This window comes from Campylobacter helveticus, from assembly GCF_002080395.1.
Taxonomy (GTDB): Bacteria; Campylobacterota; Campylobacteria; order Campylobacterales; family Campylobacteraceae; genus Campylobacter_D; species Campylobacter_D helveticus.
In genome coordinates this window covers 1,619,923-1,642,823 of the sequence record NZ_CP020478.1, presented here as the reverse complement: position 1 = coordinate 1,642,823, position 22,901 = coordinate 1,619,923, and the positions used below count along the sequence as shown (strand labels likewise).

Annotated in this window: 18 protein-coding genes; 13 read left to right on the top strand and 5 right to left on the bottom strand. The window is 36.7% G+C overall.

Features of this window, described 5'->3' with window-relative positions; all coding sequences use genetic code 11:
- Position 1: 1 nt before the first annotated feature.
- On the bottom strand, positions 2 to 1,468 hold the full coding sequence (gene ccoN, locus CHELV3228_RS08670) for a cytochrome-c oxidase, cbb3-type subunit I (protein ID WP_082200606.1): 1,467 nt from the start codon (positions 1,466 to 1,468) through the stop codon (positions 2 to 4).
- A gap of 238 nt (positions 1,469 to 1,706) precedes the next feature.
- Here ccoN and CHELV3228_RS08665 point away from each other — a divergent pair, with 238 nt between their 5' ends.
- The 3 genes from CHELV3228_RS08665 (at position 1,707) to CHELV3228_RS08655 (ending at position 6,363) form a co-directional block, all read left to right on the top strand.
- Complete coding sequence (locus CHELV3228_RS08665; RefSeq protein WP_082200605.1) at positions 1,707 to 4,010, top strand: autotransporter outer membrane beta-barrel domain-containing protein; 2,304 nt, start codon at positions 1,707 to 1,709, stop codon at positions 4,008 to 4,010.
- A 70-nt stretch (positions 4,011 to 4,080) separates the two neighbouring features.
- Positions 4,081 to 5,151 (top strand): NAD(P)-dependent alcohol dehydrogenase, encoded by a 1,071-nt coding sequence (locus CHELV3228_RS08660; RefSeq protein WP_082200604.1) that lies wholly within the window; start codon positions 4,081 to 4,083, stop codon positions 5,149 to 5,151.
- A 30-nt stretch (positions 5,152 to 5,181) separates the two neighbouring features.
- A complete protein-coding gene (locus CHELV3228_RS08655; RefSeq protein WP_082200603.1) occupies positions 5,182 to 6,363 on the top strand; it encodes an MFS transporter in 1,182 nt (393 codons plus the stop codon).
- Between the two features lie 73 nt (positions 6,364 to 6,436).
- Here CHELV3228_RS08655 and CHELV3228_RS08650 read toward each other — a convergent pair whose 3' ends face one another.
- From CHELV3228_RS08650 to CHELV3228_RS08640, 3 genes are read right to left on the bottom strand one after another with little or no spacing between them, the layout of a single operon-like run.
- A complete protein-coding gene (locus tag CHELV3228_RS08650; protein WP_082200602.1) occupies positions 6,437 to 7,006 on the bottom strand; it encodes an RICIN domain-containing protein in 570 nt (189 codons plus the stop codon).
- Between the two features lie 9 nt (positions 7,007 to 7,015).
- Positions 7,016 to 7,816 carry a cytolethal distending toxin subunit B family protein gene (locus tag CHELV3228_RS08645; RefSeq protein ID WP_082200601.1) on the bottom strand — a complete coding sequence of 267 codons (801 nt, stop codon included), beginning with the start codon at positions 7,814 to 7,816 and terminating at the stop codon, positions 7,016 to 7,018.
- Positions 7,816 to 8,526, bottom strand: a complete 711-nt coding sequence (locus tag CHELV3228_RS08640; RefSeq protein ID WP_082200600.1) for an RICIN domain-containing protein — start codon at positions 8,524 to 8,526, stop codon at positions 7,816 to 7,818. The genes CHELV3228_RS08645 and CHELV3228_RS08640 overlap by 1 nt, the downstream gene beginning before the upstream one ends.
- A 93-nt stretch (positions 8,527 to 8,619) precedes the next feature.
- On the opposite strand from CHELV3228_RS08640, the gene CHELV3228_RS08635 reads away from it, so the two are divergent.
- The 10 genes from CHELV3228_RS08635 (at position 8,620) to CHELV3228_RS08590 (ending at position 21,038) form a co-directional block, all read left to right on the top strand.
- Complete coding sequence (locus CHELV3228_RS08635) at positions 8,620 to 8,844, top strand: DUF4492 domain-containing protein (RefSeq protein WP_082200599.1); 225 nt, start codon at positions 8,620 to 8,622, stop codon at positions 8,842 to 8,844.
- Entirely contained in the window at positions 8,841 to 10,376 is a 1,536-nt protein-coding gene (locus CHELV3228_RS08630; protein WP_082200598.1) for a cytochrome ubiquinol oxidase subunit I, read from the top strand. Before CHELV3228_RS08635 ends, CHELV3228_RS08630 begins: the two co-directional genes overlap by 4 nt.
- Positions 10,376 to 11,500: a cytochrome d ubiquinol oxidase subunit II gene (gene cydB, locus CHELV3228_RS08625; protein ID WP_082200597.1), complete on the top strand. Its 1,125-nt coding sequence runs from the start codon at positions 10,376 to 10,378 to the stop codon at positions 11,498 to 11,500. The genes CHELV3228_RS08630 and cydB overlap by 1 nt, the downstream gene beginning before the upstream one ends.
- Positions 11,501 to 11,827: 327 nt before the next feature.
- On the top strand, positions 11,828 to 15,391 hold the full coding sequence (gene nifJ / locus CHELV3228_RS08620; RefSeq protein WP_082200596.1) for a pyruvate:ferredoxin (flavodoxin) oxidoreductase: 3,564 nt from the start codon (positions 11,828 to 11,830) through the stop codon (positions 15,389 to 15,391).
- Positions 15,388 to 15,687, top strand: a complete 300-nt coding sequence (locus tag CHELV3228_RS08615; RefSeq protein WP_082200595.1) for a transformation system protein — start codon at positions 15,388 to 15,390, stop codon at positions 15,685 to 15,687. Before nifJ ends, CHELV3228_RS08615 begins: the two co-directional genes overlap by 4 nt.
- A complete protein-coding gene (mshL, locus tag CHELV3228_RS08610) occupies positions 15,665 to 17,074 on the top strand; it encodes a pilus (MSHA type) biogenesis protein MshL (RefSeq protein WP_082200594.1) in 1,410 nt (469 codons plus the stop codon). The genes CHELV3228_RS08615 and mshL overlap by 23 nt, the downstream gene beginning before the upstream one ends.
- Positions 17,067 to 17,672, top strand: a complete 606-nt coding sequence (locus CHELV3228_RS08605; RefSeq protein ID WP_082200593.1) for a P-loop NTPase family protein — start codon at positions 17,067 to 17,069, stop codon at positions 17,670 to 17,672. Before mshL ends, CHELV3228_RS08605 begins: the two co-directional genes overlap by 8 nt.
- A 2-nt stretch (positions 17,673 to 17,674) precedes the next feature.
- Positions 17,675 to 18,241: a transformation system protein gene (locus CHELV3228_RS08600; RefSeq protein ID WP_082200592.1), complete on the top strand. Its 567-nt coding sequence runs from the start codon at positions 17,675 to 17,677 to the stop codon at positions 18,239 to 18,241.
- Positions 18,238 to 19,854 (top strand): GspE/PulE family protein, encoded by a 1,617-nt coding sequence (locus CHELV3228_RS08595; RefSeq protein WP_082200591.1) that lies wholly within the window; start codon positions 18,238 to 18,240, stop codon positions 19,852 to 19,854. Before CHELV3228_RS08600 ends, CHELV3228_RS08595 begins: the two co-directional genes overlap by 4 nt.
- Complete coding sequence (locus CHELV3228_RS08590) at positions 19,851 to 21,038, top strand: type II secretion system F family protein (protein ID WP_082200590.1); 1,188 nt, start codon at positions 19,851 to 19,853, stop codon at positions 21,036 to 21,038. Before CHELV3228_RS08595 ends, CHELV3228_RS08590 begins: the two co-directional genes overlap by 4 nt.
- Positions 21,039 to 21,063: 25 nt before the next feature.
- Here CHELV3228_RS08590 and CHELV3228_RS08585 read toward each other — a convergent pair whose 3' ends face one another.
- Entirely contained in the window at positions 21,064 to 22,896 is a 1,833-nt protein-coding gene (locus CHELV3228_RS08585; RefSeq protein WP_082200589.1) for a flagellin, read from the bottom strand.
- Positions 22,897 to 22,901: the final 5 nt, after the last annotated feature.

The following is a 22,901-nucleotide window of genomic DNA, read 5'->3' as shown; positions in this document are numbered from 1 at the left end:
TTTATGCTGCCATAGGTGAAGCGCTTTTTGGCTCTTTGTCAAGCACTTTTCCACAGCTAATTGATTTATAAATATTATAAACAAACATAAAGAATCCAACTAAATACAACAATCCGCCAATCGCTCTTATCCAATAATAAGGCATAAGCACTTCAACAGTATCGATGAAAGTGTAAAGTAGGCTGCCATATTCATCAGTAGCTCTCCACATCATACCTTGAGTAATCCCTGCTATCCACATTGATGAGAAGTAAAGCACAATACCTGTCGTTTGCACCCAAAATTGTGCCTCCATTAAAGATTTGCTATAAAGCTCTCTTTTAAACATTCTTGGTGTCATATGATAAAGTGCTGCCATAGTCATAAAGCCAACCCAGCCAAGTGTGCCATCGTGAACATGCCCTGGAATCCAATCAGTAAAGTGTGCTAGAGCATTCACTGACTTAATAGAAAGTATAGGACCTTCAAGAGTTGAGAACATATAGAAAGTTGAAGCTAAAATCATAAATTTAATAAGAGGACTTTCTCTTAACTGACTCCACTCACCCTTCATTGTTAGCAAGATGTTAATCGCTGAACCCCAAGAAGGTAAGATAAGAACAACGGAAAAAATCGAACCCATAGTTTGCATCCAATCAGGCACTGTGGAATAAATTAAATGGTGTCCTCCAGCCCAAAGATAAACAAACATCAAGCCCCAAAACGCAAATAAAGAAAGCTTGTAAGAGAAAATTGGCTGTCCGCTTTCTTTTGGTAAGAAATAATAAATTTGAGCGATGATTCCCACGGTGAAGACGAAAGCAACGGCATTGTGTCCATACCACCACTGCACTAAAGCATCATTTGTCCCAGCATACATAGAAACACTATGCCACCAGTCTCCAAGTCCAGCGATAAAGTAGGTTGGCACTTCCATATTATTAAACAAATAAAGCATAGCGATGCCCAAGAAAGTCGCGATGTAATACCAAAGAGAAATGTAAAGAGTTTTCTCGCGTCTAATCCCTATGAGTCCAAAGATACTCACACCCCAAAGAACCCATACTAATACCACAAGGATATCAAGAGGCCATTCAAGCTCAGCATACTCTTTAGAAGTGCTTACTCCCATAAAGAGCGTGATAACAGCGATAACCATAGTTATCATATAAAGCCAAAAATGTAGCTTTCCAACAGCCATTAAAAATGCCGACTCTGCCATAGAGACTTTAAGAACACGCTGTCCTATATAATACCAAGTAGCCCAAATCCCCGAAAGCATAAAACCAAAAATTACGCCTGAAGTGTGTAGGGGTCTAAGTCTTGAAAAAGTTGTATACTCACCTGCTAAATTGTTTAAATCAGGGTATGCCATTTGGAAAGCTATAAGTGTGCCTATAGCCATACCTACAATCCCAAACAATATGGTCGCAAACATAAAATATTTTGCCACCGTATAGTCGTAGTTCAACACATTACCTGGGTGCATCGACTCTCCTTAAAATTAAATGATAAGTTCAAATTATAGAATATTATTTATAGATTTACTCTTAAAATTCCATTTTTTCTAACATTTATTAATAAAAGCTTAAAATTTTTTTATTTAAGATTTAAAAAGTCTTATTAAAGCCCAAAAATTCAACAAAATTTTTTAGGATTTTTATGGCTTATTTTTTTTTTTTTGTATAATCCGCTTCACAAAATTTTTTAAAAAGGTAATAATTATTATGAAAAAAACTTTATCGATAATATGTTTTTGTGCCATAAATTCTTATGCAAATTATACAAGTAAATTTCCAAGCACTAGCATTACACTAACGCAAGATGAGACACATAAAGCCGAAGCCGCGTGTTATCAGCAGCAGTGTGCTTTTAATTATAATGGCAGTAATGGTGGCTATGATTTAAGCATTACAGGTAAGCACACTCTCACAATCACACGGCAAGACCCAACAGGTGGTATCACAACGCATAATAAAGACATTCCTATCTACTTTAATAATCTAACTCAAAGCGAGGCGACTTTTGATATTCAAGGTTTCGATAGCTTTATTGGGCAAAGTATTAGCTTGACAAATCAATCTTCTCTTATATTTACAGGCACAAATAAGGCTAAAAATTCTTTCTCTACGCACGGAGATATTAATATAGACGATAGTAAATTGACGATTAAAAACACGGCAAGTTTTACAACTTCCGGAAAATTCAGCGCGAAAAATAATTCCGTTGTGGATATTGGGACGCAAGTAACTTTTAGTCAAGATGCTTTGATAGAAAATAGCACATTTAGCGCGAATTCTTTAACGATTCAAGGTTTAAACAAGAGTGTTTTAGGTGATGAGCTAGGACTTGCCACAGTTACAAATAAAAATGGCACTATCCACATCAAAGGCGATGTGTATAATGGCTTTTTCAAAGGAGGTAATAATAACCCTAATATTTGTGCGCAAATGGGAACTTGTGGAAATGGTAAAATCGTCAATGAGGGAGGAAGCATTACGATAGATGGAAAGCTTGTTAATGAGAGCTTTAAGGATACCACAAATAACACAAATTCGGGTTTATCTATCGATGGTGGTAGTGTCGTTATAAAAGGTGGTATGGAAAATAAGGCGGATTCTACCATTGACTTTAAGGCAGATAATAGTGGAAATTTTGGAAAGCTTGAAGTTGGCGGAAGCGGACTTAATAATCAAGGCGACATTAAAGCAGATATTACAGGCATTAATCAGCAAGGAAATTTACAGCTCATTACAGGAACGATTAGCGGTAAAACGGATATTAGTATCACAGGTGGGACTAATATGACTCAAACCCTATCCTGTCCCGATGGCTCTATCATTGTTGGTATGCAAGGGCAAACTTTAACCTGTCCTAGCTCAGGCGGCGGCGGAGGTGGGGGCGGCGGCGGAGGGGGAAACAATCCCGCTCAAATCGAACAGCTTGAAAAACTAGTCTTTGCAAATGGTAGCGGAAGTGCTAATGAAAGGGCTTTGTTAAGAAGCCTAGCTTTGGGAGATATTATAGGGGTTTCGCCGATTAGACAAGCTAGGGCAATTGACGATAGAGCGATAAAAAATTTCTTTGTGGTAAGTTCATATAATTCTAATGTAATGCGTGGAATTTTAGATGATACAGATAAAGGCATTAGGATGAGCTATCTTTCTTTACCTTTTGCAAGTATGGACGCAATGCGTGATAGAGAGCTTTTAAATTTTAATCAAGATTATTCTTCTTATGAAGTAAGCACTTTTGGCTCAGGTTTTTTGGGTGAGGGGAAAGGCTACACCTTAGGCTTTCATATCAATAATTATAAGGAAGTGGAGGGGAATCTGTTAAGATTTGAGTTAGATTATGGTTATAATTCTTTGCATAAAAGGGATGATTATCATAAAACTTCATCAAAAGGCGATTTATTTGGGGTGGGAATTTCTCAGCACTATGAATTTGATGATAGACTTTCAACAAATAATAGAATTTATCTCGGTGTAGGACTTTTTGATACTTCTAGAACCATCGTTTTCCCAGCTTTTAATCTTAACTCAACGGGAGATTATGAGTTTTATCAGCTTAGTATGCAAAATTTACTTGCTTTCAATTATGTCTATCAGGATTCTTTTAACATTAAGCCTTATGTGGGTTTGGAGCATTTTTATAATTATAGAAGTAAAATAGGCGAAAATGGTAACGCCGTGCCTTTAAAAAGCGAAAGTTTAAGTGCTTATAATTTAGATGTAGTGGGCGGAGTGGAATTTAGCACTTATTTTGAAAAGAATTATTTAAAATTAAACACAGGTTTGCAGGGCGCGATTATTAACACAGATGATTATCAGCACTTTCTCGCAGGGACGACAAACGAGCTTTTAAGATATAAAGCCCCTTATCGTTACAAATTCTTTTTCAATACGGGTTCTTATTTTTACCTCACTCCAAATTCTATTTTTGGGCTAGAGGGCTTTTATAAAAATAGTTTCAATAAGGACGAGTTGGGCTATTTTGGAGGAAATATAGTCTTTAAACTTATTTTTTAAAAGTGCTTTTTTGCACTTTTAATTTACTCTTTTGCTTTAGAATTTTGCAAATTTTAACAAAGGAGAAGTGATGTTAAATTTAAAAGAAAATATCCCTGCAAAGGGCTATGCTATGCTAAGCAAGGACGCGAAATTTACGCCTTTTGATTTTACGCGTCATCCTCTTGGAGAAAGAGATATTCTAATCAAAATTCTTTATGCTGGAATTTGTCATAGCGATATACATACCGCAAGAAGCGAGTGGGGCGAGGCGGTTTATCCTTGCATTCCAGGACACGAGATAGCGGGTGAAGTGGTCGCTGTGGGTGAAAAGGTAAGTAAATTTAAAGTGGGCGATTATGCTGGGGTAGGCTGTATGGTGAATTCTTGTGGTGAGTGCGAGTCGTGCAAAATCTCACAAGAGCAATTTTGTGAAAGAGGACAAACCATTTTTACTTACAATAGCAAAGACATCTTTCACGGAGGGGTTAATACCTACGGAGGCTATTCTAACAATATAGTCGTGAGCGAAAATTTCGCTATTACTGTGCCTGAAAATGCCCCTATGGAAAAGGTCGCACCTTTACTTTGTGCGGGCATTACGACTTATAGTCCTTTGAAATTTAGCAAGGTCAAAGAGGGCTTTAAAGTCGGTGTGGCAGGCTTTGGTGGGCTTGGTGTGATGGCAGTGAAATATGCTTTAAAAATGGGTGCTAAAGTAAGTGTTTTTGCCAGAAATGAAAAGAAAAAAGAAGAAGCGTTTAAAATGGGAGTAAGCGGCTTTTATACCAGCACAAATACAGATGAAGTTAAAGAAAGATTTGACCTAATCCTCTCCACTATCCCTACTTTTTATGAGCCAAGTGCGTATTTGGATTTATTAAAATTTGGCGGAGAATTTGCTATCGTGGGGCTTCCTCCACACGATAATATGCCTAGCATTAGTGTGAAAGATTTTGTTTATAAAGCGGGTAAAAGGGTGTATGGCTCTTTGATAGGTGGCATTAAAGAAACACAGGAAATGATGGACTTTTCACTCAAGCACGAAATTTACCCTGAAACCGAGCTTATCAAGCCTAGTCAAATCGATGAGGCTTATGAAAAACTCACAAATGGCACAGCAAAATTCCGCTATGTGATTGATATGAGGGAGGTGGAATAGTTTGCAAATTTGTAAAGATGAGGCTTTTTGATGCAAACGGCTCAAAATAAACTAGAGCGTAAAATAGCAACTTTAACTGAAAGGCTAGGTTTTAAGCTAGCCATTTTTTCCGCAGCAATGATGACTTTTTTAGGACCCGTGCTAGTAAGTCCTGCTCTGCCACAAATCGCTAAGGAATTTGCCTCTACGCCTCACATAGAGCTTTTAACGGGCTTAAGCCTTACCATACCTGCTTTAGCTATGATTTTTTTCACGCCTTTAGCGGGAATTTTGATGGATAAATATGTCAAGCTGAAATTGCTCTATCCTATGATGCTCATTTGGACATTAGCTGGGGTAAGTGGGGCTTGGTGTGATAGCATTTATACCCTGCTTTTAAGCCGTTTTGTTTTGGGTATAAGTGGAGCTTTTATTACCACAGGGGCGAGTGCTTTGATAGGGGATTATTTTAGCATAGAGCGGCGTGATAGGGCTTTGAGTTTGCAAGGCTTTGTAATGGCTTTAGGCTCTGCTGTGCTAACTGTTTTAGCGGGCTATCTTGTAAGCCTATCTTGGCATTATGCTTTTTATGTGTATGGTAGTGGAATTTTGATTTTCATTTTTTGCCTTTTTTACCTTTTTGAGCCTCGCAAAAAGAAAAAGAAGTTAAATTTTAAAGTTAAGCCTCAATACAAAAATTACGCTAATGCTTATTTTATAGGTTTTTTTAGCGTGTTTATGTATTATTTAGTGGGGGTGCATTTTCCTCATTATATCGAAGATATTTTGGGACTTGAGGCAAAATACATAGGCTTTGCTATGGCTTTGGTTACGCTCGCTTATGCTTTTTCTGCGTATTTTTATGAGGATTTAAAAAAGCTTTTGAGCATAAAGCAAATTTTCGTTTTGGCTGTGATTTTAGAGGCTTTTGGTTTCTTACTTGTCGCTTTGGTGCAAGATTTTAGGATGGCTTTAATAACGCTTTTTATTTTTGGAGCTTCTGGAGGGCTTATCATCACAAACAATAACGCTTATCTTTTCACAAAGACCACGCAAGAAGTGCGTGCTAGAGCTTATGGGGGACTTGCTAGTGCTATGTTTTTAGGGCAGTTTTTAAGTCCCATACTTACAACCCCTCTTTTGTTAGCCTTAGGTTTTGCGTGGCAGTTTGCTTTATGGACTTTACTTTTGCTTGTGGTGGCTTTTTATTACCATAAAAGAGGACTTTCGTAATTCTAAAGAAGTTAAAAAAGTGCTTGGGCGTCAAAATTTTAGCCTATGTTTTATAAGAGTTCATTAAGAACTCTTATAAAACATTCGCCTTAAATAAGGGAGGGGTAAGTATCATCAAATCTTCCGGTAAAATTACAGAAAATGGGTCAAATGTGCAACGCTTTAGTCCAAAACGCTTTTCTATGGGAACATTGGGATTAAAAAAAGTGCCGATACATTCATTAGAATTTAAAACTAAAGAGCGAATTTGCACGGCTGAGGTTGTAGTTGGCATAATGGAAAAAACTGTTTCTAAAGCTCCCTCCTCTAAATCTTTCGAACAAGACTTCGCCCCAAAAAATCCATTCGGTAGTATCGCCATACAGGTATCATCTTGCGTAGGTGTTACAAATTGCACATAACCAAAAGGCACCTTATTTGCCATTTTATCCTTTGCTTTAAGCTCAGGACTTAAAACAAGCTCTCTTAACTTCCAATTTTGATGTAAAAGTTCCTTGCTATCTCTAAATACGCTTAAGATAATGCCATTTTCCAAACTGCGTAAAGAAAAAATTTGCGTAAAATTTTCTAAATCCCCCTCACTAGGATTTTGTGCAAAAATGAGATTGATGGAAAATAAAATTGATATTAAAATTTTTTTCATTTTTTCTCCTTAGAATTTTCTAAAATTAACAGGAAAATGGTCGGAAACTAAGTGAGTTCTTAAATTTGCCAACATCAAAATCGCACTTAAAAGCGGTGCGACATAAGTTCTTTTTCTATTAGAATTTCCCGTAACGGCATAATCAAGTGTGCCTCCACTAATTTGCGTGAAGCTTGAGGGAAAGACGACATTGATATGGTTTGCCACATCAAAATCGACAAGTCTTAATAGGGTATCAGGTGAGCGGTTGAAATCTCCAGCTATCATCCAATTAATTTCAGGACGATTTCTAAAAAAATTATCTACCGCCGTGATGATAGCTCCAGCATCATTACCTCCCCTAGCAAGAGCGTGAATGGAAAAGAAAGCATCGTTTCCTATGCGTATGCCAATGATTGGACGCGAGGCTGTGGTAGGGGGCGGTAAAACAAAAACTTCATCGGCTTGAACGCGACTAACTATGGCTAAATTGACACGGTTAGCACCTACATCAATTCGAGAATAATAAATATACACAGAATTAGGACGCGAATTTGAGCCTAAATTCCAAATGTATTCGTGGATGGGAATTCCTCCGGGCTGCACCATTCTTTCAGTCATCGTTGCAGAATTAGGCAAAACACCCGCTTCTTGCACCATCAAAACATCTAAAGCATTATCGCCTGTTATAAGCTGCCTAATGCTTACATTCCATTTGCTTTCACTTGCAGCAGATGAGCCTTGCAAATTCCAAGTCCCAACATTATATTTTTCTAAATCCGCCCAAAGAAAACTGAGTGTTAAACATAAAAAAGCAATAGTTTTTTTCATCATTTCTCCCTATATAGAGGTTGCGCGTTAAAAGGTGGGGTGGTAAGATACCATTGCTGGTCTAAATTTTGTTTTGTTTGGCATTCTGTGATAAAAATGCTAAAAACCTTAAAATCTCCCAAAGGATTACTAATCGGTGCTTGGATACATTTTTTTGTCGCGATATTTTCAATTTGAACCGCCCCATTATCCATAGGCTTGAGCTTCCAAAGCTGTGCAGGATTAGTTACATCGCAGGAAAAATGCACTATACCATTTCTATAAGCATTGAGACAAGTGAGCGTTTTGGCATTTTTAATCAAAACAATATTGTCCGGCCTTATAAGAAGTTGCCATACTCTTGCGTCTCCAAAACTTTTGCTATCAAGTAAAGTGTAGCCCCAAATCCAATTCCCTTGTGCTAAAGCCCACACGGTCAAAGCTGCTCCACTAGGTCCTAGAATGCTCATAAAATCACTTGTCAAAGGACTATCTGCTGAAGAACCCAAAATCGGTCTTGGCAGAGGGACGACACTAGTTTGTGGGACCAAATCACTTCCATCAATGAGACTAGGCGTTTTTTGCTTTGCTGGAAAAGTGGGATTTGCTCCAAGTTTTAAAGGGTCGCCATCATCTTTAGCTCCAAAAGAAGAGCCGAGCGGGTTAATTTCTTTTGTTCCACAAGCACTTAACGCGAGTAAAACGAATAGTAAAATTCCAATTTTTCGCATAAAAACCTCTCTTAATTTTTAATTTTAAGTCTATCATAACATAAAATTAGATAAAATCCCAAACTTGTTTCAAGATTTGTTAAGGAAGGTTTGATGGCTTTGCGTTTTGTTTTTAAAATTTTTGACTTCTACAAGGATGGTTTTAAAAATTTAACCTTAGGCAAAACTCTTTGGAAAATTATCTTTATAAAGCTTTTTATTATTCTCATCGTTCTTAAACTTTTTGTTTTTGATGTGAATTTTAAAAGCCTTTATAAAGACGATGCAAGTAAAACAAATTTCGTTATGCAAAATCTCATCTCAAAGGAAAATCAATGAGCGAACTTAGTAGTGTAGATTGGTCTAGAGCGCAATTTGCCCTAACGGCACTTTACCACTTTTTATTTGTGCCGCTTACTTTAGGACTTTCTTTTATCATTGCGATAATGGAAACCATTTATGTAAAAACGGGTAGTGAGCGTTGGAAAAATATCACTAAATTTTGGCTTTCTTTATTTGCCATTAATTTTGCTATAGGCGTAGCTACTGGCATTATAATGGAATTCGAATTTGGCACAAACTGGGCGAATTATAGCTGGTTTGTGGGTGATATTTTTGGTGCACCTTTGGCTGTGGAGGGTATTTTTGCCTTTTTCCTCGAGGCGACATTTTTTGCTGTGATGTTTTTTGGCTGGGATAAGGTTTCTAAGAAATTTCATCTCATTTCAACTTGGTGTGTGGCGATAGGCTCAAATCTATCTGCGTTTTGGATTTTGGTTGCTAATGGCTGGATGCAGTATCCTGTCGGTATGGCGTTTAATCCAGATACAGCAAGAAGTGAAATGCAAAGTTTTTTTGAAGTCGCTCTTTCCCCTGTGGCTGTATCGAAATTTTTACACACTATAGGAAGCGGTTATGTGATTTCTGCACTTTTTGTGATGGGAATTTCGGCGTGGTTTTTACTTAAAAAAAGACATATTATAGAGGCGAAAAAGTCTTTGGTGGTGGGTGCTAGTTTTGGTTTAATTTGCTCGGTGTTTTTATTTTTTAGCGGAGATGAGAGTGCTTATAGGGTAACGCAAACTCAGCCTATGAAACTCGCAGCTATGGAGGGAATTTATGAAGGGGAGCATAGAGCGGGTATCGTTGCTTTTGGTGTATTGAATCCTAAGAAAGAGCTAGATGATAATGAAAGCGTATTTTTGTTTGATTTGACTATACCTTATGCACTTTCTATTTTGGGAAATCGAGATCCAAATTCTTTTGTGCCGGGCATTGAAGACATAGTTTATGGTAACACAGAAAAAGGTATAGAGCCTTTGCAAAATCGTATCGATAGAGGTAAGATAGCCATAGAGGCGTTAAAAAATTATCAAAATGCTAAAGAAAATAACAACACGAGCTTAATGCAAACAAGCAAAGCTTCGCTTGAAAGTCATTTTAAGGATTTTGGTTATGGTTACCTAGAGAAGCCAGAAGATGCTGTGCCGCCTATCGCTTTGACTTTTTATAGTTTTCATATAATGGTTGGGCTTGGAAGCTTATTTTTCGTGCTTTTCATTGTAACGCTTTATTTAACTATGGCAAATGATATTGAGAGATTTCGCAAAATTTTATGGTTTTGTATCTTTTGCATACCGCTTGGTTATGTTGCCGCTGAAGCGGGGTGGATAGTGGCTGAGGTAGGGCGTCAGCCTTGGGCGATACAGGATTTAATGCCTGTTGGAATCGCTGCCACAGAGCTTGGAAAGCTTAATGTGCAAATTTCTTTTTGGATTTTTGCTGTGCTTTTTACAGCTTTACTTTTGGCTGAGATTAAGATTATGCTAACGCAGATTAAAAAAGGTTTTCACGAAAAGGAGGCTAGATAATGTTTTTTGGTTTAGAACTTGAAGCCTTGCAAATTTATTGGTGGGTTGTTTTAAGTCTTTTGGGGGGACTTTTGGTATTTATGTTTTTCGTTCAAGGGGGGCAGACTTTGATGGACGAGCTTTCAAGTAACGCCTTAGAGAAAACGATGCTTGTAAATTCTTTAGGGCGTAAATGGGAGCTTGGTTTTACAACTTTAGTGCTTTTTGGTGGAGCGGCTTTTGCGGCGTTTCCACTTTTTTATTCGACTAGTTTTGGGGGGGCTTATTGGGCTTGGCTTGCTATTTTGCTTTGCTTTATACTTCAAGCGGTAAGTTATGAATACCGCTCGAAAGAAAATAATGTCTTTGGTTCGAAAACTTATGAAATTTTCCTTAAAATCAACGGATTTTTGGGCGTATTTTTAATAGGAGTTGCGGTGAGTAGTTTTTTTAGTGGCTCACATTTTTCTTTAAATTCACAAAATTTTGTTCAGTGGCAACACCCTTTGCGAGGGCTTGAACTTTTGCTTAATCCTTACAATTATCTTTTAGGTTTTGCTTTAATTTTTTTAAGCCGAATTTTGGGTGCGGCGTATTTTATGAATAATATAAGTGATGAAGCTATTAAGGCTAAGTGTATTGCTAAACTTAAATTTAATAGTCTTTTGTTTTTACCTTTTTTCTTGGGTTTTTTAGGGTGGATTTGCTTTAAAGATGGGTTTTTTGTTGGTGATGGTGGTGTGGTAAGTTTGAAGGCGAATGTTTATTTGCAAAATTTTCTTTCTTACCCTATTTTTGCGGTTATTTTGGTTCTGGGTGTTGTTTTGGTGCTTTTGGGTATGGTGCAAGGAGCTAAAAAATGCACGAAAGCTATTTGGACTTTAGGTGTTGGCACTATTTTAGCTGTTTTTGCTTTATTTTTAAGTGTGGGTTTGGGAGAAAGTGCCTTTTACCCAAGTCTTAGTGATTTGCAAAGTTCTCTTACGATAAAAAATGCTAGCTCGAGCTATTATACTCTTAGTGTTATGGCCTATGTATCTTTATTTGTGCCTTTTGTTTTAGCTTATATTGCTTATGTGTGGAATGCGATGGATAAAGTTAAAATTACTAAGGAAGAAATCGCAAACGACGCACACGCTTATTAAGGAGAGAAGATGGAAGCTTTATTTTTATTAACTTGGCCTTTGGTGATTTATCTTGGCTATAAATTTATTATGCTTAATATCAATCAGCTTGAAAAAGATAAAAAGTTATAAAAAACTCTAAAGTATTTTGAAAAATGAGCGATATAGTTTATGAATCTTTTCAAAATATTGCAATAAGCCCAGGCGTTTAGCTTGGGCTTTTTTATTCTTACAAAATTCAAATAAATGAGTAAATTTTTCTCCTAATTAGCCGAATTTTAAGCGGACTTTTCATAATATTAATAAAATTATAGTATAGTTGAAAAAAGAGTAGATAAGGAGAGTTAAATGAGTAAAATAATGAAAACTATGGACGGCAACGAAGCTGCAGCTTATGCGGCGTATGCTTTTACTGAGGTTGCTGGAATTTATCCTATTACTCCAAGTTCTCCTATGGCTGATTATACTGATATGTGGGCGGCTGCTGGAAAGAAAAATTTATTTGGTATGCCTGTGAAGTTAGTTGAGATGCAAAGTGAGGCTGGAGCGGCTGGTTCTGTGCATGGCTCACTGCAAACTGGAGCTTTAACGACAACTTACACGGCTTCTCAAGGTTTGTTACTTAAAATTCCTAATATGTATAAAATCGCAGGGCAGCTTCTTCCTTGTGTTATCCATGTTGCGGCGCGTTCTTTAGCGTCTCAAGCCCTTTCTATTTTTGGGGACCATCAAGATATTTATGCTGCAAGGCAAATTGGTTTTGCTATGCTTTGCTCACATTCTGTGCAAGAAACTATGGATTTAGCAGGTGTTGCGCATTTGGCGGCGATTAAGGGGCGTGTGCCGTTTTTACATTTTTTTGATGGTTTTAGGACAAGCCACGAAATTCAAAAAGTTGAGGTGATGGATTATGCACATTTTGACCGCTTACTTGATAGGGAGGCGGTTTTAGCCTTTAGAAATTCATCTTTAAATCCTGAAAATCCTAAAACAAGAGGCACGGCACAAAATGATGATATTTATTTTCAAACGAGAGAATTGACAAATCGTTTTTATGATGCTTTGCCTGATGTAGTAAATGAATATATGCAAGAAATTTCTAAAATCACAGGTAGGGAATATAAACCTTTTACATACTATGGACATCAAGAGCCTGAACGCATTGTGATTGCTATGGGTTCGGTTACGCAGACTTTGGAAGAGGTTGTTGATTATCTCAATTCTAAGGGTGAGAAAGTTGGGGTTTTTAAGGTCTATCTCTATCGTCCTTTTAGCCTTAAATATTTCTTTGATGTAATGCCAAAATCTGTAAAGAAAATCGCAGTTTTAGATAGAACAAAAGAGCTGGGAAGCTTAGGTGAGCCACTTTATATCGATGTGAAATCTGCTTTTTATGGCAGAGAAAACGCTCCTATTATAGTGGGCGGAAGATACGGACTTTCCTCAAAAGATGTCGACCCTGCTCAAATGTTAGCCGTCTTTGAAAATCTTAAACTTGATAATCCAAAGGACGGTTTCACAGTTGGGATTAACGATGATGTAACCCACACTTCTTTAAAAACGGGTGAAAAACTCGCACTTGGTGATGAAAGCACCATTGAGTGTTTATTTTATGGGCTTGGAGCTGATGGAACTGTTGGGGCAAATAAAAATTCGATTAAAATTATCGGTGATAAAACTGATTTTTACGCACAAGCTTATTTCGCTTACGACTCTAAAAAATCAGGTGGTTACACAAGGTCGCATTTAAGATTTTCTAAAAAGCCTATCCGCTCAACTTACCTTGTTTCTACACCGCATTTTATCGCTTGTTCTGTGGCGGCTTATTTAGAAATTTATGATGTTTTAGCTGGAATTCGTAAAGGTGGAACTTTTTTATTAAATAGCATTTGGAATGCTGAAGAGACTATAAGGCAATTGCCCGATTTTGTTAAAAAGACTTTAGCGGAAAAGGAAGTGAATTTTTATATCATCAATGCTACTAAACTTGCGCGTGATATAGGGCTTGGAAATCGCACTAATACCATTATGCAATCTGCTTTCTTTAAACTTGCCAACATCATACCTTATGAAGATGCGCAAAAATTTATGAAAGAACTTGCCTATAAGTCTTATAGTAAAAAAGGCGATGCTATCGTTGAGATGAATTATAAAGCCATAGATATGGGTGCTGATGGGCTTGTGCGAGTTGAAGTAAAGCCTGAGTGGAAAAATTTAGAAATCAAAGGAAAAGAAGAAACTAATGCTTACAAAGGGACAGAATTTGTAGAAAAAATCGTTAAGCCTATGAATGCGGCTAAGGGGGATGATTTACCTGTTTCAGCGTTTTTGGGTTATGAAGATGGAAGTTTTGAACACGGCACGACTGAATTTGAAAAAAGAGGTGTTGGTGTTATGGTGCCGCGTTGGATAGAGTCAAATTGTATCCAGTGTAATCAATGCGCTTCTGTGTGTCCTCACGCGGTAATTCGTCCATTTTTGATTAATGATGAAGAGATGGCAAAAGCCCCAAGAGGCGTAAAAGAACACGCTTTAGACGCTAAAGGAACTAAGGGTGAGAAATTAAGCTTTAAAATTCAAGTTTCTCCGCTTGATTGCACGGGCTGCGAGCTTTGTGTGCATGAGTGTCCTACTAAAGAAAAATCTTTAGTTATGGTGCCTTTACAAGAGGAAATGGATTTTGGTGAGCAAGAAAATGCAGATTATTTATTTAAGCAAATCGAGTATAAAGATAATATTTTAAGTAAAGAGAGTGTAAAGGGAGCGCAGTTTGCACAGCCTTTATTTGAATTTCACGGAGCGTGTCCGGGCTGTGGAGAGACGCCTTATATTACTCTTATTACAAGACTTTTTGGCGAAAGGATGATTATTGCAAACGCGACTGGTTGTAGTTCGATTTATGGGGGTTCTGCGCCTTCTACGCCATATAGAAAAAGCGTGAAAAATGGACACGGACCTGCTTGGGCTAATTCTTTGTTTGAAGATAATGCTGAATTTGGTTTGGGTATGAAGATTGCGACTGAAAATACAAGGCATCGTATAGAAAACATTATGACTGAAAACATAAATGTAGTTCCAAATGCTTTAAGTGCTTTGTTTAAAGAGTGGATTGCAAATAAAGATAAAGGCGAAGAATCGCTTCAAATCCGCGATAAAATGCTTCCTCTTTTAGAGCAACACAAAGATATTAAAGGCGTTAGAGATATTTTAAATTTAAAAAGCTTTTTGATGAAAAAGTCGCATTGGATTTTTGGCGGAGATGGCTGGGCTTATGATATAGGTTATGGTGGGCTTGACCATGTTTTAGCGAGTGGAGAGAATGTTAATATTTTAGTAATGGATACGGAGGTGTATTCTAATACAGGCGGACAAAGCTCTAAATCTTCACGCACCGGGGCTGTAGCGCAGTTTGCCGCGGCGGGTAAGCCTATCCAAAAGAAAGACTTAGGGCAAATTGCTATGACTTATGGTTATATTTTTGTAGCACAAGTTAATTCAAGTGCAAATTATAGTCATCTCATCAAGGTTTTAAAAGCTGCTGAGGCTTATGATGGACCATCTTTAGTGATAGCTTATTCTCCTTGTATAGCACACGGTATTAAGGGTGGGCTTGGTTATTCTGGAGAGCAAGGCGAGTTAGCGACTAAGTGTGGTTATTGGCCTCTTTATACTTTTGACCCACGCCTTGAAGAGCAAGGAAAGAATCCTTTAACTATGGTTAGCAAAGAGCCTGATTGGGAGCTTTATGAGCAGTTTTTGATGAATGAAGTGCGTTATAATTCTTTAAAAAAAGCAAATCCAGACCACGCAAATGAGCTTTTTGAGCGTAATAAAAAAGACGCGCAACGCCGTTATAGACAGCTCAAACGCATCGCTATGGCTGATTATAGTGATGAAAAGCAAGGCGAGTGAGAGGGGTTTTTTGTGCGTGTTTGTTAGGGTTTAGCTTACACGCACAAGATATACAAGATGAACTTTTAAATTTGCAAAATCCTTTTTCAAATCCCACTTTAGAACAAATGGTGAAGCTAGAAATTCAAGCCATTTTTCCGCAAAAAGTTAAAATTAATGATAAATGGTATAAGGAAAATGACATTATCTATAATGCAATTTTAAGGCGTATCGAGGCAAGAAGCGTTGTGTTTGAGTATGATGAACAAAATATTACTTTAGAGTTTAGACAAAATGCTAAGATTAGTATTAATTGAATTTGTTTTTTGCTTGAGTTTTCTTTATGGTTTTGATTGTCAAAAAAGACTTTTTGATATTAATATAAAAGAAAGTTTAAGTATAGAGGAAGCACTTGATGAACTTGCGAGTTATTGCACCTTTAGTATTGTTGTAAAAGATGAATTTGCTAAAAATGAGCTGACTAAAATGCAAAAAAGTTTATATATTCATCAAATGACCCTAGAAGAGCTTTTTAAACTTTTGCTGAAAGAAAATAATTTAAACTATGAATTTGATGGAAAAATTTTAAGCATTTGGGGAATTTCAACTCAAATTTTTAAGTTGAGCTACATCACATCTATACGCGAGGGACAAAGCATTATCAAGGCTTCTGTGGATTCTAAGCCAAGACAAAATGAGGCTGATTTAAGCGATGAAAATGATGATAATATGATTAAAAGTATGGAAAAATTTGATTTTTGGCAAAATATAGAAAAAGAAATCACAACCCTACTTAATGCTTATGGTGAGACTAAAGCGCCGATTATCAATGCAAATGCTGGAATTATCATCGTTACAGGCACACCTATCCAGCTTAAAAAAGTGGGAGAGTATATTAATAGACTTGAAAATAGACTTAAAAAGCAAGTGATTATCGATGTGAGCATCATTGCGGTGAGTTTAAATGAAAATCATTCAAGTGGGATAAATTGGCAAAATTTCAATGTCGATTTTGCTAGCACAACGCAAAATGGGCAAGGCTCTTTCATCCAGCTTCAAAGCGGACAAGGTTTTGTGAAAAATTTGGGTTTAAGGGCAAATCTTAATTTTAGTGCCGTGTTAAATTTTCTTTCTCAAAATGGCAAAACGCAAGTGCTTTCAAGTCCAAAGCTTATGGCTTTAAATAACCAACAAGCCATCATTTCAGTAGGCGATACGATTAATTACCAAGTAAAAGAAAGCTCCAAAGGCACAGAAAATGGCACAACTGTGAGTGAGAGTTTTAGCAATTATTCTATTTTTGTGGGAATTTTATTAAGTATTTTGCCCGAAATTTCAGATGATAATAAAATTATGCTTCGTATTAATCCAAGCCTAAGCGATTTTAAATATCCTCAAGACAATCAAAGGCAAAGCAGTCCCCGCACCATAGCCCCAGATACCATACAAAAAAAGCTTTCCACCGTTGTTTCTATGGAAAATAACCAAACGCTAATTTTAGGCGGACTCATCTCACATAATCAAATCAAAGAAGGGAGTGAAGTAAGCTTTCTTTCTAAAATTCCACTGCTTGGGCTTTTATTTAGTGGCGATGAGTCAAGTTCAAATAGCACCGAAATCGTTTTCATCATCACGCCTAGCATAGTGGATAAACAAATGGGTGTTTTAAGTCTTAAGGATTTAGGGTTTAAGCATTATGAGTGAATTTATTAGCATAGAAAGTCAGGATAGAATTTTAAAAAGATTGGAGGAATTTAGCACTCAAAAAAGGGGATTGATTTTTTTATATGGAAAAAGCGGTAGTGGTAAAAGTGCGATTTTGGAGCGTTTTGCAAGAGAGGAAAATGCTTTAAAAATTACAGAAATTTTTAAAGATAAAGAGCAGTTAAAAAATTTTTTAAAGCCTTTAAAGTGTGAAAATTCCATACTTTTATTTGATGAGGTGGGTTTGTATGATGAGGGCTTGTTTGAAATTTTACGCCTTTATAGTGATGAGTTATTAATAGTTTTAAGCTCACACAAAAAGCTAAAAATTCTCACAAAAGAGCATTTTAAAAGCAGAATTTTAGCAGAATTTGAATTAAAAAGCTTGAAAAAAGCGGAGCTTTTGCACTATGCAAAAGAAAAGCACAATGTAAATTTGAGCGAAAAAGAACTCAATTTTATTTTTAAGATTTGCAAGAGTAATTTAAGAAATGTCGATAAAATTTTAAAGAGTTTTAAAGAGCTTCACGCCTTTTTAAATAAAGAGCGTTTTTACACTTTAAAGCTAAGCGCTTTAGAAAATCATTTGTTGGGTTAGGTATGCAAGAGAGGGTTTATGAGCTAGAAAAGGCTTACAAAAAATATTTAAAAAAGTTGTGGCTTAAAAGGATTTTGGCATTTTTTGTTGGAATTTTTTTATTAATATTTGGTTTTTTCATTTGGGAAAAATGGCAAGAAAAAAAGGCACTTTCTTTAAAGGTAAGTGCTGAAAAAAAGGTTTTGGAAACTAAGATAAGTCAAGCAAAAATCTTACAAGAAAAACAAAAATTAAGCAACCAAAAACTTGAAAAAGAAAAAGAGAGCTTAAAAGAGGAATTAGAGCTTTTGCAAAACCCTCCACAAAAATTTATCATCACTTCAAATGTTTTAAATTTGCCAAATTTAAAAAAGTCTTTTTATCAAAATCCTAGCCTTGAAAAAGCCTTAAAATTAGCAGAGCTTTACCTTAATGCAAAGGATTATAAAAAGTCGATTTTTTGGTCCTTAAAAGCAAATGAAATGGACGCAAATTCTAAACAAAGTCTGCTTTTATTTGCTAGGGCTAAGGAAGCCTTAGGGGAAGTTGCTGAGGCAAAAAGAGTATATGAGCTTTACGAGATAAGATAATGGAATTTTTAAAGAATTTAGGTTTTAATGAAGAGGTGCAAGAGGGCTTTAAAGATGAAGCTTTGAGGCGTTTTTTGTTTGAGCTTTATTTAAAAGATGGGCTTGATTTAAATGTGCTTTTTTCAAATTTGGGTGTAAGGAGCGAGGAATTTTTAAGGGCTTTGGCACAGCATTTAGGCTTGGAATTTGTAGAATTTGAGGAGATAGATGAGAATTTATGCGATTTGTTTGCCTTTTCTTTGCTTTGGCAAAATCAAATTCTCCCCCTACAAAAAGATGCAGAAAGCATTTTTATCCTTTCTGCTAAACCTCTAAATTTAGAGCTTTTAAGTAAGATAGAGCATCTTTTTCGCTCCAAATTTATCAAAAATGCGCTTTGTGATGTTTATCAGTTAAATCAAAACTTAAACAAGCTTTATATCAAGCAAAGATTAAAAGAATTAAGCACCAATTTAAAGCAAGAATTAAATGCGAATTTGAAAGAGGACGGGCAAAGTAGCGTGAGCTTGCTATTTGAGTTTATCTTGCAAGAAGCATTAAAGCTAAATGCAAGCGATGTGCATATAGAAAGCTTGGAAAATGAGGCTTTAATACGCTTTCGTGTGGATGGAATTTTACGCCTTTTTTGCACTTTAGAGGAGCAGCTTTATCAAGCCCTAGTTTTTCACATTAAGCTTTTGGCGCACTTAAATGTTGCTGAGAGTAGAAAAGCACAAGATGGAAGTTTTAATAAGAGCTTTGAGGGTGTGGAGTATGATTTTCGTATTTCAACCTTACCTTTGCAAAAGGGCGAAAGTGTGGTGCTTAGGATATTAAAGCAGGATTTGAAGCTTTTAAGTCTTGAAAACTTGCATTTTTCTAAAGAAAATTTAACTTTAGTGCAGAAAAATATCAAAAAGCCTTTTGGTATGATACTACTAACCGGTCCCACTGGTAGCGGTAAAAGCACGACTTTATATGCTTGTTTAAAAAGTCTTGCCTGTGTGGAGAAGAAAATCATTACCGCAGAAGAACCCATAGAGTATAAAATGCCTCAAATTCAGCAAATCGCGCTTAATTCTAAGGCGGGACTTGATTTTAGTAATGCCTTAAGAGCGATTTTAAGGCAGGATCCTGATGTGATTATGGTGGGGGAAATCCGCGATGAAGAAAGCCTTGATATAGCCCTTAAAGGCGCACAAACGGGACATTTAATCCTTAGCACTTTACATACAAATGACGCGCTTTCTACCATAGAGCGTTTGCTTGATATGAAAGCAAAGCCTTATTTAATCGCCTCTTCGCTTAATCTCATCATTGCCCAACGCCTTGTAAGAAAGCTTTGTCCGCATTGTAAAATTAAAAGTGTGAGAAATGATGAATTTAAAGGCGAGTTTTATGAAGCTAAGGGGTGCGAGAATTGCCATTTTAGCGGCTTTTTGGGTAGGGAATTAATTAGCGAGTGTTTGGAGCTTGATGAGGGCTTAAAAGAATTAGTGCGTAAAAATGCAAGTAAAAATGAGCTTTTAAACCACGCAAAAACAAGAGGCTTTTTAAGTATGTTTGAGCTAGGACTTGAAAAAGCGAGGCTTGGGATTATTAGCATTGATGAGCTTATGAGGGTGGTTGGGTGAAAACTTATGAGCTTTATTATCTTAAAAATCAACAAAAATTAAGAAAAATTCTAAAAGCGAAAAATCTTAACACCGCCCAGGCAATGGCTTTAAAGCAGAATTTACAAATTTTAAGCCTTAAAGAATTAAAAAAACAAAGCAAGGTCAAGATAAACGATATGCTTTTTTGTGCGTTTTTTAAGGAATTTGCCCTTTTGCTTAATGCAGGTTTGAGCGTGAAAGAAGCTTTAAATTTGATGGGTGAAAGTTCAGTAAAGAGCCTAAGGGGTGTGCTGGGGGAATTAAGTGCGAATTTAAATTCTGGGCAGAATTTAAGTCAAGCATTTAGCAATTTATCTTTAAATTTAAATTTGAGTGAGTTGAGTTTGATTAAAATGGGTGAAAAAACGGGAAATTTAGCTCTCATTTTTTCTCAAATCGCAGAGCTTAGAGAAAAGCTTATTTTAAATAAAAAGCGTTTTAAAAAGGCGATTCATTATCCTTGTATGGTTTTTGTGGCACTTTTTGGGGCGTTTTTATTTTTGATGTTTTTTGTTGTGCCTGAATTTTTAGAACTTTTTGAAAGTTTGGGAGCAAATTTGCCTTTTATCACTCAGGTATTACTGAGTTTTTATATGTTTTTAAGTGCGTATTATTTGCCCTTGATTTTTGGTTTTGTGGGGTTTTTAAGCGTTTTCGTTTTGGCGTATAAAAAGAGTGAAAAATTTGCTTTTTTGGTGGATTTTATGCTTTTAAAGCTTCCATTTTTTTCGCGTTTTATACTTTATAATCAAAATTATTATTTTTTTATGATTTTTTCTTTACTTTTGCAAAGTGGTAATGCACTTTCTCACGCTTTTGAGTTGGCAAGTTCTAGCGTAGAAAATCAATTTTTAAAAGAGAAATTTAGACAAATTCATCTTTCTTTAGAGCAGGGCTTAGAGCTTTCTTTGGCTTTTAAAAAGGCAGGGATTTTTGATGAGCTTGTCATTTCTTTGCTTCATAGTGCGATGAAAAGTGCTTCGTTGGATAATTTAAGTGCCAAGATAGCACATTTTTATGAAGAAAAACAAGAAGATTTGTTAGATAAATTCTTGCATTTTTTAGAGCCTTTGATGACTTTGTTGGTGGGAATTTTGGTTTTATTTTTAGCTTTGGGGATATTTTTACCGATGTGGGAGTTAAGCAGCGGGGCAAATGTTTAATGGGTGCTTTTTGCACCCATTAGGATTATTGTAGTAGTTTTAGAACATTTTGTTGCACTTGGTTAGCCTGACTCATCGCATAAGAACCACTTTGAGCTAGAATGTTATATTTTGAGAAATTCGCACTCTCAGCCGCGAAATCCACATCACGGATAGTTGATTCGGCAGCTTTTACATTCACCTGAGTTACGGTGATATTATTTATCGTAACTTGAAGCTGGTTTTGCACAGAACCGATGTCCGCACGAATTTGGTCGAGGTTAATGGTCGCAGTTTCAACGACATCCATCACCGCCATAGCACCTTTTAGGGTGGTTACACCTGCGGTTTGGACTTGTCCTATATTATCATTTCTCTTTGTTTCTCTCACAACGCCAAGCATACTAAGCGCTGCACTTAAACCACCCGCCTGAGCTGAACCAACTAGCAAGTCTCCATTGACCGTTGAAAGTGCATTAATTCCCACAGTATAAACACTTGAGAAAGTCAGTTTTGAAAGCCCACTAAGACCCACAGCAGAGAAAGACATAGTAGAAAGCTGTCCAAGTCCTGGTCCTATATCTACCATTTGTCCCACATTTGAGATTTTACTTGTAACCCATTGAGAGAAACCACTACCAGCTCCATTGACTAAAGTCGTAATTGTACTCATACCTGTTCCCTCTAAAACAGATAAAGCAGAAACACCAATTTGAATACTTCCTAGTCTATCCACAGAGTTAAAGCCCATAGCCTCAGCTAAGTCTTTAGAAATTTGTCCCTTAGTCTCTCTTAAAGATACAGAAGCTTGAGAAACAAGTTTGTCATTATCAAAGCCAAAGCCAGTTCCCTCGATAGCGATGTCTCTACCATCGTTTTTAATGAGTGATAAACGACCATAATTTTCTTCCATATTTTTAGCGATACCAGCCCCAGCACCGATAGCCCCTGTGATTTTAATCCCACGACCATCTGTTGAAGTAAGAAGTAATTTGCCATTTTCATCCAAAGCTGCTTGAACGCCTGTTGTGTCTTTTACAGCGTTGATAGAAGCGATGAGAGCGCCGTTTGCATCATTGTTTTCGTAAGCAATTTTACCGATAATTACGCCATTAATTGCGAAATTTTCATCAGTTGTTCCAGCCATAACAGGTCTTCCGCCTGTAGTTTGGACATTAAAGCTAGCTCTTACACCTGTTTTATCTGCGACCCTATTAATTTCCTCTGCCAAAGCACCGATTCCTGTTCCTACTGAAGTTGAAATTTTGATTTTAGGAAATTTGAAATCTTCTAAGCCATTGTAATTTTTAATAACCATTTCCACTTCGCTACTTTGGATAATTTGAGCGCCTGTTTCAAATCTTGTAAGACCGATTTTACTTGATTGAGTTGGTCCAATGGTTGCTTTTACGGTTTGGTTTGATTGAGAGCCGATTTGGAATTCTTGGTTGATGAAACCACCACTTAATAACTGCTTTCCGTTGAAAGAAGTTGTATTAGCGATGTTGTCAAGCTCTTCCATTAAGCGGTTGATGTCAGCTTGAAGCATATTTCTTGTCTTAGTGCTTTGTCCATCTTGTGCTGCTTGAGTTGCTTTAGTCTTAATTGTATCTAAGATTTTAAGCTGCTCGTCCATTGCTTTATCCGCTGTTTGTAAGATACCTATGGCATCGTTACCATTGTTGATAGCCTGCCCTAAAGTAGCTGCTTGAGAACGCAAAGAATCTGCTATCGCCATCCCTGAAGCATCATCTGCTGCTGAGTTAATTCTAAGACCAGAACTTAGTCTTGATAGAGACTTGTCAAGCTGGTTAGCATTAACCGTTGAATTTGCGTGAGCGTTTAACGCACCGATATTTGTGTTTATTCTAAAACCCATTTTAA

Excerpts from the sequence above, each read along its gene's own strand:
- ccoN (WP_082200606.1), bottom strand. The coding sequence starts at position 1,468 with ATGCACCCAGGTAATGTGTTGAACTACGACTATACGGTGGCAAAATAT.
- CHELV3228_RS08665 (WP_082200605.1), top strand. The coding sequence starts at position 1,707 with ATGAAAAAAACTTTATCGATAATATGTTTTTGTGCCATAAATTCTTAT.
- CHELV3228_RS08660 (WP_082200604.1), top strand. The coding sequence starts at position 4,081 with ATGTTAAATTTAAAAGAAAATATCCCTGCAAAGGGCTATGCTATGCTA.
- CHELV3228_RS08655 (WP_082200603.1), top strand. The coding sequence starts at position 5,182 with ATGCAAACGGCTCAAAATAAACTAGAGCGTAAAATAGCAACTTTAACT.
- CHELV3228_RS08650 (WP_082200602.1), bottom strand. The coding sequence starts at position 7,006 with ATGAAAAAAATTTTAATATCAATTTTATTTTCCATCAATCTCATTTTT.
- CHELV3228_RS08645 (WP_082200601.1), bottom strand. The coding sequence starts at position 7,816 with ATGAAAAAAACTATTGCTTTTTTATGTTTAACACTCAGTTTTCTTTGG.
- CHELV3228_RS08640 (WP_082200600.1), bottom strand. The coding sequence starts at position 8,526 with ATGCGAAAAATTGGAATTTTACTATTCGTTTTACTCGCGTTAAGTGCT.
- CHELV3228_RS08635 (WP_082200599.1), top strand. The coding sequence starts at position 8,620 with ATGGCTTTGCGTTTTGTTTTTAAAATTTTTGACTTCTACAAGGATGGT.
- CHELV3228_RS08630 (WP_082200598.1), top strand. The coding sequence starts at position 8,841 with ATGAGCGAACTTAGTAGTGTAGATTGGTCTAGAGCGCAATTTGCCCTA.
- cydB (WP_082200597.1), top strand. The coding sequence starts at position 10,376 with ATGTTTTTTGGTTTAGAACTTGAAGCCTTGCAAATTTATTGGTGGGTT.
- nifJ (WP_082200596.1), top strand. The coding sequence starts at position 11,828 with ATGAGTAAAATAATGAAAACTATGGACGGCAACGAAGCTGCAGCTTAT.
- mshL (WP_082200594.1), top strand. The coding sequence starts at position 15,665 with ATGCTAAGATTAGTATTAATTGAATTTGTTTTTTGCTTGAGTTTTCTT.
- CHELV3228_RS08605 (WP_082200593.1), top strand. The coding sequence starts at position 17,067 with ATGAGTGAATTTATTAGCATAGAAAGTCAGGATAGAATTTTAAAAAGA.
- CHELV3228_RS08600 (WP_082200592.1), top strand. The coding sequence starts at position 17,675 with ATGCAAGAGAGGGTTTATGAGCTAGAAAAGGCTTACAAAAAATATTTA.
- CHELV3228_RS08585 (WP_082200589.1), bottom strand. The coding sequence starts at position 22,896 with ATGGGTTTTAGAATAAACACAAATATCGGTGCGTTAAACGCTCACGCA.